Source organism: Pseudoalteromonas sp. SANK 73390, assembly GCF_054966645.1.
Genome location: NZ_ARPN01000055.1, coordinates 145,292 through 161,889 on the forward strand (window position 1 = coordinate 145,292; position 16,598 = coordinate 161,889).

Sequence of the window (16,598 nt, forward strand, 5' to 3'; positions counted from 1 at the left end):
TAACAATTTAAAGGTGTTTACTATGAATATCAATTCACTTTTTTAGCATAAGTATATTTAATGGCTGGCATGCGACGATACTCATTCACTATTTAATTTCATTTTGACTAGAAAACGCAATACAAATTAGAGAGCTTAATTAAAAAAATGATGAGTACGACTAAAAAAGTAGCCATAGTTGGCGCCAGCGGATACAGCGGCGCAGAGCTTGCCAGCTTGATAGCCAAACACCCCAGCTTCTCCCTGTCGGGTTGTTACGTGTCAGAGCAAAGCTTGGATAAAAACAAATTATTGAGCCAGTTATATCCTGAGCATGGAGTTTTGCTCGACACGCCTTTATTGCCCTTATCAAATAGCGCTTTTGCCGAGATAAATGCTCAAGCTGATTATGTCTGTTTGTGTACGGATCATGAAGTTAGTGTCACTTTGGCACCAAAATTTTTGGCAATGGGTAAGAGAGTATTTGATTTATCTGGTGGTTTTCGCTTAGCAACCAATGCAGATTACGAACGCTATTATGGTTTTAGTCACCCCTGTTTGCAGTGGCTGGAACAAGCAGAATATGGCCTAGCTGAATGGAATGCTAAAGCCATCAGCCAAGCTCAATTGGTTGCCGTAGCTGGGTGCTACCCTACAGCAGCGCTCAACGCATTAAAACCACTTAAGCAAGCAGGTTTATTATCAAAACAACAAATTATTATCAATGCCGTGTCTGGTGTAACAGGCGCAGGCAGAAAAGCCAATATCAATACGCACTTTTGTGAAGTGTCGTTGTCACCTTATGGCTTGTTCAATCATCGTCATACGCCCGAAATTACACAATATTTAGATCATGATGTGTTGTTTACACCGCATTTAGGTAACTTTGCGCGTGGTATTTTAGAGACTATTTATGTACAGCTGAACCCAGAGGTTACTCATCAACAGGTTGCGCAAGCGTATCAAGTGCTGGCAGATGAACCACTTATTCGCCTCAAAGGTGATCTGTTACCTTCAATTAAAGGTGTTGTAGGGCAGCCATTTGTAGATATTGGCTGGCAGCAGCAAGGCTGCCAACTGATAGTGGTTGTTGCGATTGATAATTTGCTTAAAGGTGCTGCCGGTCAGGCATTGCAATGTATGAACCTTGCCCATGGGTTAGCGCCAGAGCTTGGTCTCAAAGGAGAGTGGTCATGAAAACCTGGGTGATAAAAATAGGTGGGGCGGTTTTAGATACCGAATATGCTGCCAGTGCGTTATTTAAGGAGTTGGCTAAAATCAGCATCAATAGCTCATCAAATCAGTTTGTATTGGTACATGGCGGTGGATCACTGGTTGATCGTTGGCTAGCAGATGCCGGATTTGCTACAGCAAAACACCAAGGTTTACGAATAAGTCCTAAAGAGCAGATGCCCTATATCGCGGGTGCATTGGCCGGATGTGCAAACAAGCAATTAATGGCATATGCAATAAGAGCAAGTTTGAAGCCTGTCGGTTGTTGCTTATATGAAGCGGGCTTGATGGCAAAACAAAAACTTAAAGCATTAGGGCAAGTAGGTGAGTGTGTACCTCACAATAAGGGCATATTAACCGCACTACTTGAGCTGGGCCACATGCCTTTAGTGAGTTCAGTCGGTTTAGGTGACGATGGTCAATTATATAATGTGAATGCCGATGAAGCGGCATCAGCTATTGCCAGTCAGCTCAATGGCGAATTAATTTTTATGACAGATGTAGAGGCGGTGCTTGATGGCAATAAGCAACCGCTTAATCAGTTAAACCAAGCACAAATAGAAGCATTGATAGAAGCAGGAGTCATTGTGGGCGGAATGGAGGTCAAAGTTAAGACCAGCCTTCGCGCAGCCCAACACTTACGACGTGGCGTGTATATCTCAAGTTGGCAAAAACCACAAAATTTGAGCGCTTTAGTCGATGGCGCTCATGTTGGTACACAGATTACTCCGTAGGAATTAAATATGACTCAGCATTTTTTAACTGGCCTTGAATTAAAACAGGCACAAGTATTACAGCTACTGTCTTTGGCGCAAAATATTAAAAACCAGCCAAAAGAATATGCACAAGCATTAGCAGGGCAATCAATCGTTACGCTTTATGAGAAGCCTAGCTTACGGACACGTTTATCGTTTGATATTGGCATCAACAAACTTGGTGGACATGCCGTTTACTTAGACCAACAAAATGGCGCGATGGGCAGCCGAGAATCAGTGCAAGACTTTGCACTAAATATTTCTACTTGGGCTGATGGCATTGTTGCGCGAGTAAATAGCCATTGCACATTGACTACCATGGCCGAATACGCATCAGTGCCTGTCGTCAATAGTTTGTGTCACTTATATCATCCGTGCCAAGCGTTGGCCGATTTTTTAACTTTGCAAGAAGTTCACGGTGATGTGAGCCAGTTAAAACTGGCTTATTTGGGAGAGGGTAATAACGTGACTCATTCTTTAATGTTGCTTGCTGCAACACTTGGGACAGATTTTGTTGCTGTATGTCCTAAGGGTCACTCGCCAGATGCGCAAATTGTAAAGCAAGCGGAACAAATAGCGGCCGCTAATGGTGCTTCGGTATTGATAAGTGATCGCGTTGAGGCCGCGGTTGGCGTTAATGCTCTTTACGCAGATACTTGGGTATCGATGGGTAATGATGTACCACTTGAACAAGTTAAACAAACCTTTATGCCATATCAAATTAATCAAGCTCTGCTGGAAAAAACAGGAGCTAGTACGGTGTTGCATTGCCAACCCGCACACCGTGAATATGAGATCACTTCACAGGTGATGGATGGCAAAAGCGCGAAAATTATTCAACAAGCACAAAACCGCATGCATGCCCAGAATGCCTTGCTGGTTTCTCTGTTAAATCCAAATTACGTGTAAGGATGTAAAACAAATGAGCGAAATAAAAAAAATTGTATTGGCCTATTCTGGAGGTTTAGATACGTCGGCAATTGTACCTTGGTTAAAAGAAAACTATGGTTGCGAAGTGATTGCCTTTGTAGCGGACGTGGGCCAAGGTGAAGAGGAGCTTGTTGGCGTTGAAGAAAAAGCCATCGCTTCAGGGGCTTCTGAGTGCCATGTTATTGATTTGAAAGAACAGATGGTAAGCGACTACATTTACCCTACGCTAAAAACTGGGGCTATTTATGAGGGCACTTATTTACTTGGCACATCTATGGCACGACCAATTATTGCTAAAGCGCAGGTTGAAGTGGCACGAAAAGTGGGCGCAGATGCCCTTTCGCATGGTTGTACAGGCAAAGGTAATGACCAAGTACGTTTTGAGGCATGCTTTGCTGCACTAGCTCCTGATCTTAAAGTAATAGCACCATGGCGAGAGTGGGACTTGTCGAGCCGTGAGTCGCTATTAGATTATTTAGCTGAGCGCAATATTCCTTGTTCAGCTTCAGCTACAAAAATTTATAGTCGCGACGCTAATGCTTGGCATATCTCTCATGAAGGCGGGGAGCTTGAAAACCCTTGGAATCAACCGAGTGAGCAAGTTTGGACAATGACAGTCGCGCCAGAGCAAGCACCGGATAAACCGGAGTTTGTGAGTGTGGTAGTAGAAAAAGGACAAGTCGTAGCTGTTAACGGCGAGCGTTATAGCCCTTATCAATGTTTAGTGCAACTTAATCAAATTGCTGCAGCACATGGCGTAGGACGTGTTGATATTGTTGAAAACCGCTTGGTTGGCATGAAATCTCGCGGTTGCTACGAAACCCCTGGTGGGACGGTTATTATGGCGGCTTTGCAAGCGATCGACGAATTAGTACTTGATAAATCGAGTCGAAAGTGGAAAGAGACACTCGGTGGCGAATTTGCCCATTTGGTATATGACGGGCGTTGGTTTACACCACTTAAAGATTCAATTTTAGCCGGTGCAGAGGCGTTATCAGAATTGGCCACTGGCGAAGTAATATTAAAGCTCTACAAAGGCCAAGTAAGCGCGGTACAAAAGCAATCAGTCAACAGTTTATACAGCGAAGACTTTGCCACCTTTGGCGAAGATGATGTGTATGACCAATCTCATGCCGAAGGCTTTATTCGTTTATTTTCGCTGTCTAGTCGTATAGCAGCATTAAATAAAAACTCGTAATTTAACGCGTTAGGAGAAATATTATGGCGTTATGGGGCGGGCGTTTTTCATCAGGTCCAAATGCAGCATTTAAACAGTTTAATGACTCTTTGCCATTTGACTACCAATTGGCAGAGCAAGATATCGTCGGATCTATTGCTTGGGCGGGTGCTTTGGCGCAAGTCAAAGTGCTTAGCGAGCAAGAGCATCAAGACTTAGTGAGTGCTTTAAACGCGTTACTTGAGCAAGTTCAACAAGATTTAAGCGTAGTAGCAAATGCTGGGTATGAGGATATTCACTCTTATGTTGAAGCAAAGCTGATAGAGCAAGTAGGTGATTTAGCTAAAAAACTTCACACAGGACGTAGTCGAAATGACCAAGTTGCGACCGATTTTAGATTGTGGAGCCGCCAAAGCGCAGAGCAACTGCTAGCGGCTTTAGGTGGGCTTAAATCTGCTTTTGTTGATCTAGCAGAGCGTGAACTTGGCACTATTTTGCCAGGCTACACGCATTTACAGCGTGCGCAACCTGTGTTGTTCAGTCATTGGTGTATGGCTTATGTAGAAATGCTGGAGCGTGATGAGTCACGCTTGCAAGATGCGCTGATGCGCTTAAATGTGTGCCCGCTTGGCAGCGGCGCTTTGGCTGGCACCGCATACCCCATTGATAGAGAAACATTGGCGACAAATTTAGGGTTTAGGCATGCGTGTCGTAACAGCTTAGACGCAGTATCTGATAGAGACTTTGTGGTTGAACTGCTCAGTTGTGCCAGCATCTCTATGATGCATTTATCTCGTTTTGCTGAAGACCTTATTTTTTACAACTCAGGTGAAGCGGGTTTTATTGAGTTGGCGGATAATGTCACATCAGGTTCGTCTTTAATGCCGCAAAAGAAAAACCCAGATGCATTAGAGCTTATTCGCGGTAAAACGGGGCGAGTATTTGGGGCATTTAGCGCCATGATGATGACGTTAAAAGCATTGCCACTGGCTTATAACAAAGACATGCAAGAAGATAAAGAAGGGCTTTTTGATGCTATGCCAACATGGCTTGCTTGTATTCATATGGCACAAGCATGTATTGCAGGTATAAAGGTCAATGGTGAAAAAACCCGCGAGGCGGCAAAAGGAGGGCATGCCAATGCCACTGAACTTGCCGATTATTTAGTGGCAAAGGGGATCCCGTTTCGAGAAGGGCATCATATCGTTGGTCAATTAGTACAAATCGCTATTGCACAAGGTAAAAGCCTTGAAGAATTAAGCTTGGAGACATTCCAAGAAGTGTGTGATGTGATTGATGAAGGGGTTTATCCCGTACTTGAACTTGACGCGGGTATTGCTGCACGTCAGGCATTAGGTGGAACATCAGTAACCCAAGTTGAAAGCGCAGTGCGAGTAGCGAAAAAAAAACAGCAAATCTTAGTCAGAGACGCAACACTTGATGATGTAGGCGCAATTGCAGAGCTCATTCAGCACTGGGCTAAAGTGGGCGAAAACTTGCCGCGTGCCAAAAGTGACATGATCCACTCCATTAATGAGTTTGCAGTCACTGAGGTAAATGGCAAGGTAACAGGCTGCGCCTCTTTATATATTTACGACACAGGGCTTGCGGAAATTCGTTCATTAGGTGTTGACCCTCAAGCACCAGTTAAAGGCCAAGGTATGCAATTGGTTGAGCATTTATTAGTAAAAGCGCGTAAGTTGGCTCTCAATCGCATTATTGTGTTAACGCGCGTACCTGGCTTCTTCACTAAGCAAGGGTTTAGCTATTGCACCAAAGATACTTTACCTGAAAAAGTAATGAAAGATTGCGAACTGTGTTTGCGAAAAGAAAACTGCGATGAAGTGGCAATGGAGTTCATATTAAAGGCGGCAAAAAGTACGGTGATCCCGTGTCAATTTGTTGCCTAAACTCCCTGAAGACGACAAAAGGCGCTTGGCTGATCCCAAGCGCCTTTTTTATTTTTGTTATTTAACCCGTTTAATTGTCTATCCAACCTAGCAATTAATGTGTCAAAAAAAAGTGGCCTACTATTTGCTTTTGAGTGCCTAATAATTGTAACGGAAAAGTTAATGTGACTTTTTTAATTTTAAATTACTAAACGAGGTTAAAATGAAATTACTTAAATCAATGAAAGTATCTAAAAAACGAACAAGTACATATGCAGGGACTAGTCAGAGCCTTGATCTTTCTGCTAAAGTGCTATCAAATAAAGAGTTATTATCGCAAGTTGGTGGAGCTCGGATGGGTGGCGTTATTATAGACAGAGATAATTATGTCTTATAGCTTTTATATGAGACAAGTTAGCGATATTTTTTGACTTCTCAAACCGCAAGGGGTTTAGTTTTGTTTGGTGATCTTTTTTTGCATTTTGATACGATTATACTCCTTGGCTTGATACTCGCTTTTGTATTTAATTTGAGTTTTTATTTTTTAAAAATAGTTTGTAGTGTTTCGCTAGTCGTCACTGCAGGAGTTGTAGCTGCTTCATACTATTTGAGTAACCATTTTTACAACGAAATACTAACCGCTAAGTATCCCTATTTAGTGTTGTTTATCAGTGACATTATCACTATTTTTATCATTTGGGTGCTTCACAAACTTTTTCCTTTAGAGCGTTCAAAAGCATATTTTTATGTACTTTTTTGTTTGCTGATGAATAGCTTACTTTTTTTTGTAATGTTTGCCGATAGAAATATATTGGAGAACCATGAACCTTGGTGGTTTTGGACTGTTTATAGTGTGACTATAAACATTTTCGATTTGATTATGGTGGCATCATTAATTTTGAACAGAGATTTTTTAGTTCTATCAGCGTTAGCAAAAAAGCTCAAAAAGACATTCCAGGATGTTCTTAGTAAGCGAGCAGAAGAACACTAATGTGCTCATTATTTACATCATAGGTTTGCTATCATGTTTGATAATTTCTATGCTTTTTACGATGGATTAATAGCTATAGGGCTGCTCACCACCTTTACAGTACATATATTTTTGTACTGTATTAACAGGCGCAAAGAACTGTCGTTAATTATCACATCAGGCTTGCTAGCAGCTTCTTACTCCATATCAAGCTTCACTGCAGTCAGAGAATTAACATTTATGGAGCCTTATCTTTTATGGATGATTTATGATTTACAGATTCTCCTGTTAATCTGGGGATTGCATAAGATCTTAAAGCTGCCCTATTGCTGTGCATGTATTTACGTTTTCTTTGGTTTATGCGTAAATGATACTCTTCTCTTTGCAATGTATATTGACCGATTTGTACTACTTAACAGCGAATATTGGTGGCTTTGGTACCTTTACACTTACACTATTAAGGTAGTTGATGTGCTGCTCATTGTTGCACTTATCACAAATAAAGACTTTTTTAGATTACAAAAGCTAAAAGACTTAATTTCCTCAAAAGTTATCTTATTAAGGTAATTTTTTCGGTTTATACTAGCTTCAGAAGTAGCTATTAGTTTGATGCCTCCCATTAACCCCTAACTAATTACCCACATGACCTACTCTGAATTAATGTTTGTCGTTATTCCTAAAGTGGTGGACTTGGCAACACCTGTCATCATGGCTGCTACACTTGTTTTTTACTTAGCGATCCATTCCTTTAAAAAGAAAGTCCCGACATCACTATTACTTACTTTATTTCTTACGCTGGTTTCATACAGCTTTAGTGCTTACTCTTTTAATTGGGACTTCTTCGGTAACGCAATTAATGCATATTTGTTGATCGTAATTTACGATATGCAGCTCATGCTGTTACTGTGGGCTCTGCATCGGTTTCTGAAGCTACAAGCCTCTAATGCTTATATATATTTTATTTTTTTCAGCCATAAACTGTATATGCTCTTCAGTAATGTACATTGATCTCGCATGGCTAGGTCGAGCAGAGACTTGGTGGTTATGGCACGTTTATTCGATTGTCGGAAAATTCATTTATTTAGGTATCATGATTGGGCTGTGTACCAATAAAGACTTCTTAAACTTAAGAGCCCTGCGGGTAAAAATAGTTACGCACCTAAATGAACGCAAAGAATTAAAACGAGAGGAAGGCGCGAAATAGCGCCTTTTTGTTATCTTTTACGATACAGTTAAAACTGGTACTCCCAACTCAGTTTAACAGCACTGTGTGTGTCGTTATCTTCATGCTCTTGTTTATCTTGCCAAATAGAGATACCCGTTTTAAGCAGTCCACTAAATAGGCCTTGCTGGTAGCCTATCTCTAGTAACGTACGCTCCACTTTTAGGTTCTCAAAATCGATAAACTTTAATTTGGCAAAGCCACCAAACCCCGCTAGTGCATGGTAATCAGAAGCTAGGGTGATACTTTTTGCTTGCGGACCAATGGCTGCGCCAAGCCATTGTTGGCGCTGAGTATATTCAGAGCCACCCGAGGCAACATCAAAATTACACTGAAAACTTGCCTGTTGCGCCCGACAGTCTGTCGTACTGTCACTATATTCCAAATAGCTTTTTAGGCGATATTGCGCATTACCCGTGTAGTGCTCAATACCCATAGTGAGCATATTTTCACTTGGCAGGATTCCTGTGTCATTACTACCTGCAACTTCTGCGTATACCGCCCAGGCTTGATTAAATAGCGAGCCAGAAAACTTCACATCAAGACTCGTTAAGCGTTGCCTTACAGCTGGCTTTGTGTCCAACAGCGGTTGCTCTAGTACAAAATCACTTGAAGTGGTACTAAATGCGATCTCTAACCCGCTTAAGGGGGAGCTAGAGAGCCTTAATCCCCAAAAGTCACCACTGCGATTATCTAACAAGCTTGGTTTTTGTTTTGCAGTAATGGCGGTAACTTGCCAAGGCCCGACAAACGAAAAAAGCGATGGCCCAGTGTAGTCACTGTTGGCACGGCTTAGTCGCAACGCTTTCATCGGGGCGGCATTATTTGACAGCATTAATGCATTGTCATTGGCAGGCCCCCACCAATAATTAAGTCGTTCTACACTAAGTGCCCAATTATCATATAGTATTGCTAAGTGACTACCGTAATGGTTGATTTGTTTAGCATCTAATGCGTCGTCAGTGTAATTAACTTGTACTTTAGCGCTAACATGGTTGCCTGTAATAACACCGTAACTTGAAATGCCAGATTGAGATGCCTGTCGCTCCCCCATGCCTTCTTGTAATGCAGGCTCATCATTAAAATGTGCTTTTACGCTAGAGTATCGTTCTCGTTTGGCTTGCGCTAGAGCATGGCGAACATGCGCTAATGCAAACTGGGCTAGCTCTGGGATATTATGATTCTCATTACTCTCTATCTGAGCTAAGTCTTGTATCAAACCTTGCCACAATAATGGGTACTGATTTACAGGTCGGTTGATTAAACCATGACTGACTAGTGTATCTACAGAGTGTTTAAGCTCACTTTCATCGGCATTTATCCAAGGGCTTGCAAATGCATAGCTGCTTAATGTGAGTGAAAGTACGGCACTTAAATATGATAATTTCATCCGTGTAATTTTTCCTGTAAAGCTTGAGCTACGAGCGGGTGAACAAATTCACTCACATCCCCTTTGTGTAAAGCCACTTCTTTTACCAAAGTAGAAGAGATAAAAGAGTTACGTTCAGAGGGGGTTAAAAACACGCTTTCGAGGTCAGGGTTAAGACGACGATTCATATTAGCGAGCTGAAATTCGTAATCAAAGTCAGATACTGCACGTATTCCTCGGATCAAAACATTGGCGTTTTGCTGCTTTGCTAAATCAACTAAAAGTCCTGAAAAACCAATGACCTTAACATTTTTATGCTCAGCTAGTATTTGTTCAGCGAGTGACACTCTCTCATCCAGCGAAAAGCAGGGTTGCTTATTTGGATTGTGTGCTATCGCAAGTAAAACAACATCAAACATTTTTGCTGCACGTTTAATTAAATCTGTATGACCATTAGTGAGGGGATCAAAAGTACCTGGGTATAAAGCTGTAACTTTCATAACACTGTGCCGGCTTAAAAATTTGCCCTATGGTAGCAATATTTTACAGATATTTCACTGGTCTGCTTTGCACTATCTAGGCTTATATCATATACCCTTTAGTGCTATTTTCAGAGTTGCTAATTGACTATACTGACCCAGTTAGTGAAACACACCCTAATATTAATCGCGTGTCAAAGAGATCAGGATATGAATACCAAGGAAAAAATCATTCGTACCAGTATTGCGCTGTTTAACCTCCATGGTGAAAGAGCAATTACAACGAATCATATTGCCTCCAACTTGGGCATTAGTCCGGGCAATTTGTATTATCATTTTAAAAATAAAGAAGACATTATTCGTAATATATTTTCGTTATATCGTGAGCATTTAAGTATTCACTTTAAACCATTGGATACCGAATTTGAGCCACTTGAGCAACTGACTAAATATCTGGACTCGTTATTTGATTTAATGTGGCGTTATCACTTTTTTTACGACAATCTGACTGATATCTTGGCAAGAGATGGGGTATTAAAAAAACACTATATAGAGTTTCAAACCGATCTTTTCGAGCAAGTTCGTTCGGTCGTCATTGGCTTAAGAACCAGCCGAGTGATTGATATTACTGATGAAGATGCCAAAGAGTTGGCGCATATGCTAAAAATGACGGTGAGCTTTTGGACGCCTTATGTCAAAGCGCGCAGAATGACAGGCGTTTTAGAGCAACAAGATATCTATAATGGGATTGTTAAAGTGCTTATGTTATTTAAACCATATTGTACGGATTTAAGCGTTGACAAAATTCAAAGCTTACAATTGCAATATCAAACGCTTGCCGACGAATCGCTACCTAGTATTGCGTAATAAATCGCTAAAGTGGTTTGTTTATTTCCTAGACGCTTAGAAATTTGCTATAATCGCGCGCCCGATGTTCCGGCGCGCATTCGCCACGCAAAAGAGTTGTTTCTATGTTTAAATTTATCGTCAAACTGCACCCTGAAATTGCCATAAAAAGTAAATCAGTCCGTAAACGCTTCACTAAGTTATTAGAGAAGAACATTAAAATTATCCTAAGCCGCTTTGATGAAAAGGTAAAAGTAAAAAATAACTGGGACAATATTACAGTAGTGAGCGATAAATCTGATGCTCAAACAAGAGAAGCGCTTATTGATAATTTAAAGCGTGTGCCCGGTATAGTGCAATTTATTGAAGTGCAAGAAACAGCCTATGAAAGTATCGATGATATTTATCAGCGAACTCTAGAGTTGGCGGGTCACACAATTGAAAATAAAACTTTTTGTGTTCGAGTAAAACGCAATGGTCAACATGACTTTACTTCTAGCGACGTTGAGCGCTACGTCGGTGGTGGGTTGAATCAAAATGTTGCCGGTGCCAAAGTAAAACTCAGTAAACCGGATATAACGGTTAAGATTGAAATCAAAGATGCCTTAGCTTATATCGTTACGCATACGCATTATGGTATTGGTGGGTTTCCGCTGCCTAGTCAAGAAGATGTGCTATCGCTTATCTCTGGGGGCTTTGACTCTGGGGTTGCTACCTATCAAATGATCCGCAAGGGTGCTCGCACTCACTTCCTGTTTTTTAATCTCGGTGGTGCAGCCCATGAAATTGGTGTTAAACAAGTTAGTCATTACCTATGGAAGCGATATAGCTCAACACACAAAGTTAAGTTTATAACCGTTGACTTTGAACCTGTGGTCGCGGAAATATTAGAAAATGTTGAAAATGGCCAGATGGGTGTTGTACTCAAACGTATGATGATGCGAGCAGGCAGTCAAGTTGCAGAAAAGCTTAATATTCCTGCCCTTGTCACTGGTGAAAGTATTGGTCAGGTATCGAGTCAAACGCTGGCTAACTTAAATGTAATTGACCGTGTGACAGAGACACTCATTGTGCGCCCGCTGATTCAGCATGATAAAGCGGACATTATAAAAATAGCGAGAGAGATTGGCACCGTAGAAATGGCAGAAGCAATGCCTGAATATTGTGGGGTTATTTCTAAAAAACCAACGGTAAAAGCCAAGTTGGAAACTATTTTAGCTGAAGAGCAAAAGTTTGATTTTGATGTGTTAGATACGGTAGTTAAAAACGCCACAGTCAAAGACATTCGGGATATTGAAGCAGAGGCTAAAGAAGAAGTTAAAGAAGCCGAAAGTGCTAGCGAGTTGCCAGCCAATGGGGTTATTTTAGATATTCGTGCCCCCGATGAAGAAGATGCTAATCCGTTAGAGATAGAAGGTGTTGACGTTGTGCATTTACCTTTTTTCCGCATCGCCACTAAGTTTGCTGATTTACCGCAAGATAAGGAATATTACTTGTATTGTGCTAAAGGGGTCATGAGCCAACTTCAGGCATTGATCTTACACGAAAATGGTTTTATGAATGTTAAAGTTTATAAGCCGGAATAAAGGTTTAATTGATTAAAAAAAGCCGAGGTAACTCGGCTTTTTTAATGTCTACTTTTTATTAGCCTGTAGTAGTTGTTCATTCTGTGGTACTGCAATGTTAAACTGCTTGGCAAGAATTACAACGTACCCACAAATGGCATCAATTTCAGTTTTTCTACCATGCTTTACATCTTGCGCCATCGATGAGTAATTAGCACAGGTTCGGTTCATGACCAGATACGCGCTGTCTAATGCATCTGATAATGGCAAATTGATATCTACTTTTTTGGCAACAACACAGGCTTCGTTAAGTAATGCTAAAATTGTGCTGGCAAAACGGGGGTGACGTAAATGACCGTTAGGGATCTGATGAAGTGCGCTCAGTGGGTTAATCGCAATGTTGACGATTAACTTTTGCCAACGCAATAGCTGAATATCGTCATGCATAAAGCTCGGTGATAACAAGGTTGCAAAAAAATTATGATATATGGATTGAATATTGCTGCGAGCTAGCTCGTTACATGCGCCTAGATAAGTGTCGCCTTGGCCGGTTGCGTGTACATGATATGCACTAAGCTTTAAAGCGCCTCTTGCAGTACTCACAAAGTACAGAGCCTGATTCGGTGTTAGTTGTTTACTCACGGCTTTAATATCTTGCATTCCGTTGTGGCTTATTAAGATATTTGCGTTGTCAGCTAAATGTGGTAGCACATCTGTAATTGCTTGCCAGAGCTGATAAGATTTGACGCAAATAAAGCAGTTTTCTATCGCCTCTTTGAGAGGCTTAAGATGATTTAACTGAAGAGGTTGAGCATTAATTTTTGACGTTTTTTGCTGCTCACTATAGTGCCAATTATCCATCACAGGGTGACGCGATATAATCGTGACATTATGCTGTTTACTGAGCGCATGAGCAAATGATAGACCAACTGCACCTGCGCCAAGAATATGGATATTAGCCATACTTTTTTGAGCGCCACTGAGTGAATATAAAATAGCAGAGGTAATAGCTAAGTGCGCCGACAAAATCTGCAATAAAATCGCCTAAGGACGCTTGTCTGTGGGGTAGCATACCTTGCATTACTTCTATGCCAATTCCATAGCTGGCTAACAGTACCAATTGGGCTATCATGGGCCACTTAAAGGCATGGTGCATGATAAAAGCAAGCGCAAAAAAGATAACAAAATGTACCACTTTATCAGCGTGTTCAATACGTACGCCTGAATGTTGAAATTCTTTAGCAAATAGATAGGTACATACTGCGAATGTTACTAGGAGTAAAATTTGATAAACGCGCCTTGTCACAAAACTTCCTACTCGATTAATAGCCGCTAATTTTGGGTCAGTATATCATTGAAAACTGGCTGGTGGGTGAATATCATTTTTTTACCCACATTCTTATTTTGATTGATATAATTGAGTCATTCATATTTTAGGAGAATAACATGCCTTCTTTTGACATTGTGTCTGAAATCGAAATAACTGAAGCAAAAAATGCCGTTGATAACGCCAAACGAGAGTTAGAAACCCGTTATGATTTTAGGGGGGTCGACGCGTCTATTGAACTCAATAGTGAGGTCATTACTTTGAAGGCTGAAGCTGACCCCCAAGTTATGCAACTATTTGATATACTTGCGAGTAAGGCTTCTAAACGAGGGTTAGATGTGGCCAGTCTTGAATTAAAAGACATTGAACGTGCGGGTAAGCATGTTTCACGTAAAGTGACACTAAAGCAAGGTATCGAAAAAGAGATAGCCAAGAAGTTAGTGAAACTCATCAAAGATGCAAAAATTAAGGTTCAAGTTGCAATTCAAGGTGAAGAAGTACGTGTAACAGGTAAAAAGCGTGATGATTTACAAGAAGCTATGCAGTTAGTACGTGGTGCTGAACTTGGCCAACCTTTCCAATTTAAGAACTTTCGCGATTAATAGGCTACATGCCGATACCTTCAATACAACCTAAAGTAAGTACAAATGCTTGCTTTAGGTTTCTAGACGTCCATTGACAATCCTTTCTAAAGTTCGCACAATAGCGCCTCTATTCAAGGTGCTTAGCTTGATAATAATACAGCGTATTATCGTGATAGTGAAAATATCAGTGTAATTGCTAAGATAATCGGGAAGTTGGTGAAAATCACAGGAATGACTGTAATCCAACACTGCCCCCGCAACGGTGATGTCTTTATAGGCAAAGTCCGGAGACCGGCCTTGAAATCAATTTACTTGTATTACTTGTGCGGTGGGCGCAGGTTTGGGGATATCATGCAAAACAAATCTATTTTGGCGGTGGCAATTTTAGCTGCTGTGTCTTCTAATGTCTGTGCACAAGAAACCTTTCATGACATTGAGCGAATTACAGTTACGGCAAACAAGTTTGAGCAGGCAATAAATAATACGTTGGCAACCGTCAATGTGATTGAGCGTGCGCAAATAGAGCGAAGTAATGTAAGAGATTTACCTTCGTTACTTAATACCGTTGCGGGTGTTGATATAATAAGAAATGGCGGTTTTGGTCAACAGACTAGCGTCTTTTTGCGCGGCGCTGCGACTAAACATGTATTGGTTTTGGTTGATGGGGTGCGTATTAGTGATGCAAATTCTGGTAGCGTGTCATTTACCAATATCCCACTCAATAGTATTGAGCGCGTTGAGGTCGTTAAAGGTGCTAGAGCTGCGATTTACGGCTCCGATGCATTAGCTGGCGTAATTAACATCATTACACGTCAAGCCGAGCAACATCAAATTAGCTTAACGTCTGGTAGCCACAACTACGTGGCTTACCAGCAGGCTGGATATATGTCATCTGACGCTTTGTCTTTGCGCTTTAATCTCGGTTATGAAGATACAAAAGGGTATGACGTAACAGGTAAAGATGCTGCTATGGCGCGGGGTAAAAATCATGATAGTGATGGCTATAATAATAAAAACGTAGGCTTTAACCTTAGCTACGATAATACATATATAGGGCAGCTTTCTGCATTAGCGCAATACAGTGAAGGCGATGCTGAGTATGATAATGCTTGGGGCAATGATGCCTATGAGTTTGAAAACTATACTGCAAAGTTTGTTTGGAAAAAGCAGCAAGGTGTATTTGGGCACTATGCAAGTGTAAGTACATCACAAGAAGAAAATACTCAAATAGGTACGTCTGAGCATGATATTTATAGCACAAAGCGTGTTGAGCTTGAGTATCGAGCCTTGTATCGCTGGTCTAAAGCGGTGCAACTGACCGCTGGTATGAACCGTTTAAATGAAGACCTCTCAGAAGCGTCGGCAGAATTTACGCATTCTGAGCGTACTAATAAAGCCGTATTTGTGGGTGGGTTTTACAACCAAGGTCCATGGCTAGCAAATATTGTGGCAAGAAGCGATGATTATGATTTTCATGGCCGTGCCAACACTTACACGGCAGGTTTTGGCTTTAAGCCTAATGATACGGTGACATTTAGGATTAATCATGGCACTGCTTTTAGAGCACCAACACTGACGCAAGCCTACGTTAAAAATAGTCCTTGGTACATACCAAATCCTGATATTGAGCCTGAAGAAGCAAGTAACAGTGAGGTGGGCGTTTCTCTTGAGACAGACTGGGGACAATATGATGTGGCAATCTTCAATAATCGTATTAACAAGTTGATTGTTAACTTGCCAAATGAAACGGGCAAGTATATTGCCAGCAATGTTGATAAAGCGAGTATGAAAGGCGTTGAGCTATCGGCTTCAGCTTCGGTATGGGGGTTAGAGCATACAATTAATTTAACCTTATTAGATGCCAAAGATAATAGCACGGGTAAAAAGCTGGTGCGCAGACCGGATACTGCTTTTAATTATACGTTGTCAAAGTCTTGGGATAAGTTAGATGTGAATGTTGCAATGCAATATCGCTCTTCAAGACCGAGTATTGCTTTATATGATAGTCAGTTTAATGCATTTGAAAAAAACCTAAGTGCGTATACCGTATTTAATTTAGCTGCTAATTATGCGTTATTTGATAATCTTAAGTTAACGGCGAGATTAGATAATATCACGGATAAAGCGTATATTACTGCGGGTACTGGTATTGCTACCGATGGGAGTACTTTAGGGTATGTACCACAAGGTAGACAAGCTTATGTAGGAGCGACGGTTAATTTTTAATTGCGGTCAGCTCTATTTGTAGACCATATATTGCGATAGATAAATGG

Annotated in this window: 16 protein-coding genes and 1 riboswitch; of the genes, 12 read left to right on the plus strand and 4 right to left on the minus strand. The window is 41.1% G+C overall.

The window, feature by feature from the left end; all coding sequences use genetic code 11:
• Positions 1-150 precede the first annotated feature (150 nt).
• From argC to SANK73390_RS08340, 8 genes are all read left to right on the plus strand, one after another.
• Positions 151-1,176 carry an N-acetyl-gamma-glutamyl-phosphate reductase gene (gene argC / locus SANK73390_RS08305; protein WP_462765434.1) on the plus strand — a complete coding sequence of 342 codons (1,026 nt, stop codon included), beginning with the start codon at positions 151-153 and terminating at the stop codon, positions 1,174-1,176.
• A complete protein-coding gene (argB, locus tag SANK73390_RS08310) occupies positions 1,167-1,946 on the plus strand; it encodes an acetylglutamate kinase (RefSeq protein WP_462765344.1) in 780 nt (259 codons plus the stop codon). Before argC ends, argB begins: the two co-directional genes overlap by 10 nt.
• A 9-nt stretch (positions 1,947-1,955) precedes the next feature.
• Positions 1,956-2,876, plus strand: a complete 921-nt coding sequence (locus tag SANK73390_RS08315; protein WP_462765346.1) for an ornithine carbamoyltransferase — start codon at positions 1,956-1,958, stop codon at positions 2,874-2,876.
• A gap of 13 nt (positions 2,877-2,889) precedes the next feature.
• Positions 2,890-4,095: an argininosuccinate synthase gene (locus SANK73390_RS08320; protein WP_462765348.1), complete on the plus strand. Its 1,206-nt coding sequence runs from the start codon at positions 2,890-2,892 to the stop codon at positions 4,093-4,095.
• A 23-nt stretch (positions 4,096-4,118) separates the two neighbouring features.
• A complete protein-coding gene (gene argH / locus SANK73390_RS08325; protein ID WP_462765350.1) occupies positions 4,119-5,984 on the plus strand; it encodes an argininosuccinate lyase in 1,866 nt (621 codons plus the stop codon).
• A gap of 202 nt (positions 5,985-6,186) precedes the next feature.
• Positions 6,187-6,360, plus strand: coding sequence for a hypothetical protein (locus SANK73390_RS08330; protein WP_462765352.1), 174 nt, complete (start codon positions 6,187-6,189; stop codon positions 6,358-6,360).
• Positions 6,361-6,420: 60 nt separating this feature from the next.
• The gene (locus SANK73390_RS08335) at positions 6,421-6,954 is read left to right on the plus strand and encodes a hypothetical protein (protein ID WP_462765354.1); all 534 of its coding nucleotides are present in this window, start codon (positions 6,421-6,423) and stop codon (positions 6,952-6,954) included.
• Positions 6,955-6,987: 33 nt separating this feature from the next.
• A complete protein-coding gene (locus SANK73390_RS08340; protein WP_462765355.1) occupies positions 6,988-7,500 on the plus strand; it encodes a hypothetical protein in 513 nt (170 codons plus the stop codon).
• 665 nt (positions 7,501-8,165) lie between these two features.
• Here the strand turns inward: SANK73390_RS08340 and SANK73390_RS08345 are convergent.
• Both SANK73390_RS08345 and coaD read right to left on the minus strand, forming a co-directional pair.
• Positions 8,166-9,545, minus strand: coding sequence for a capsule assembly Wzi family protein (locus SANK73390_RS08345; RefSeq protein WP_462765356.1), 1,380 nt, complete (start codon positions 9,543-9,545; stop codon positions 8,166-8,168).
• Positions 9,542-10,024 (minus strand): pantetheine-phosphate adenylyltransferase, encoded by a 483-nt coding sequence (coaD, locus tag SANK73390_RS08350; RefSeq protein ID WP_462765357.1) that lies wholly within the window; start codon positions 10,022-10,024, stop codon positions 9,542-9,544. Before coaD ends, SANK73390_RS08345 begins: the two co-directional genes overlap by 4 nt.
• Before the next feature lie 189 nt (positions 10,025-10,213).
• Here coaD and SANK73390_RS08355 point away from each other — a divergent pair, with 189 nt between their 5' ends.
• A complete protein-coding gene (locus SANK73390_RS08355) occupies positions 10,214-10,870 on the plus strand; it encodes a TetR/AcrR family transcriptional regulator (RefSeq protein ID WP_462765359.1) in 657 nt (218 codons plus the stop codon).
• Positions 10,871-10,974: 104 nt separating this feature from the next.
• Positions 10,975-12,435: a tRNA uracil 4-sulfurtransferase ThiI gene (gene thiI / locus SANK73390_RS08360; protein WP_462765361.1), complete on the plus strand. Its 1,461-nt coding sequence runs from the start codon at positions 10,975-10,977 to the stop codon at positions 12,433-12,435.
• Positions 12,436-12,483: 48 nt separating this feature from the next.
• On the opposite strand, the gene SANK73390_RS08365 is transcribed toward thiI, so the two are convergent.
• Both SANK73390_RS08365 and SANK73390_RS08370 read right to left on the minus strand, forming a co-directional pair.
• On the minus strand, positions 12,484-13,377 hold the full coding sequence (locus SANK73390_RS08365; protein WP_462765363.1) for a ketopantoate reductase family protein: 894 nt from the start codon (positions 13,375-13,377) through the stop codon (positions 12,484-12,486).
• A complete protein-coding gene (locus SANK73390_RS08370) occupies positions 13,370-13,720 on the minus strand; it encodes a VanZ family protein (protein ID WP_462765365.1) in 351 nt (116 codons plus the stop codon). The genes SANK73390_RS08365 and SANK73390_RS08370 overlap by 8 nt, the downstream gene beginning before the upstream one ends.
• 140 nt (positions 13,721-13,860) lie before the next feature.
• On the opposite strand from SANK73390_RS08370, the gene SANK73390_RS08375 reads away from it, so the two are divergent.
• Positions 13,861-14,343 (plus strand): YajQ family cyclic di-GMP-binding protein, encoded by a 483-nt coding sequence (locus SANK73390_RS08375; RefSeq protein ID WP_462765367.1) that lies wholly within the window; start codon positions 13,861-13,863, stop codon positions 14,341-14,343.
• A gap of 152 nt (positions 14,344-14,495) precedes the next feature.
• Positions 14,496-14,639, plus strand: a riboswitch (cobalamin riboswitch).
• A gap of 37 nt (positions 14,640-14,676) precedes the next feature.
• Entirely contained in the window at positions 14,677-16,551 is a 1,875-nt protein-coding gene (locus SANK73390_RS08380) for a TonB-dependent receptor domain-containing protein (RefSeq protein WP_462765369.1), read from the plus strand.
• Positions 16,552-16,598 lie beyond the last annotated feature (47 nt).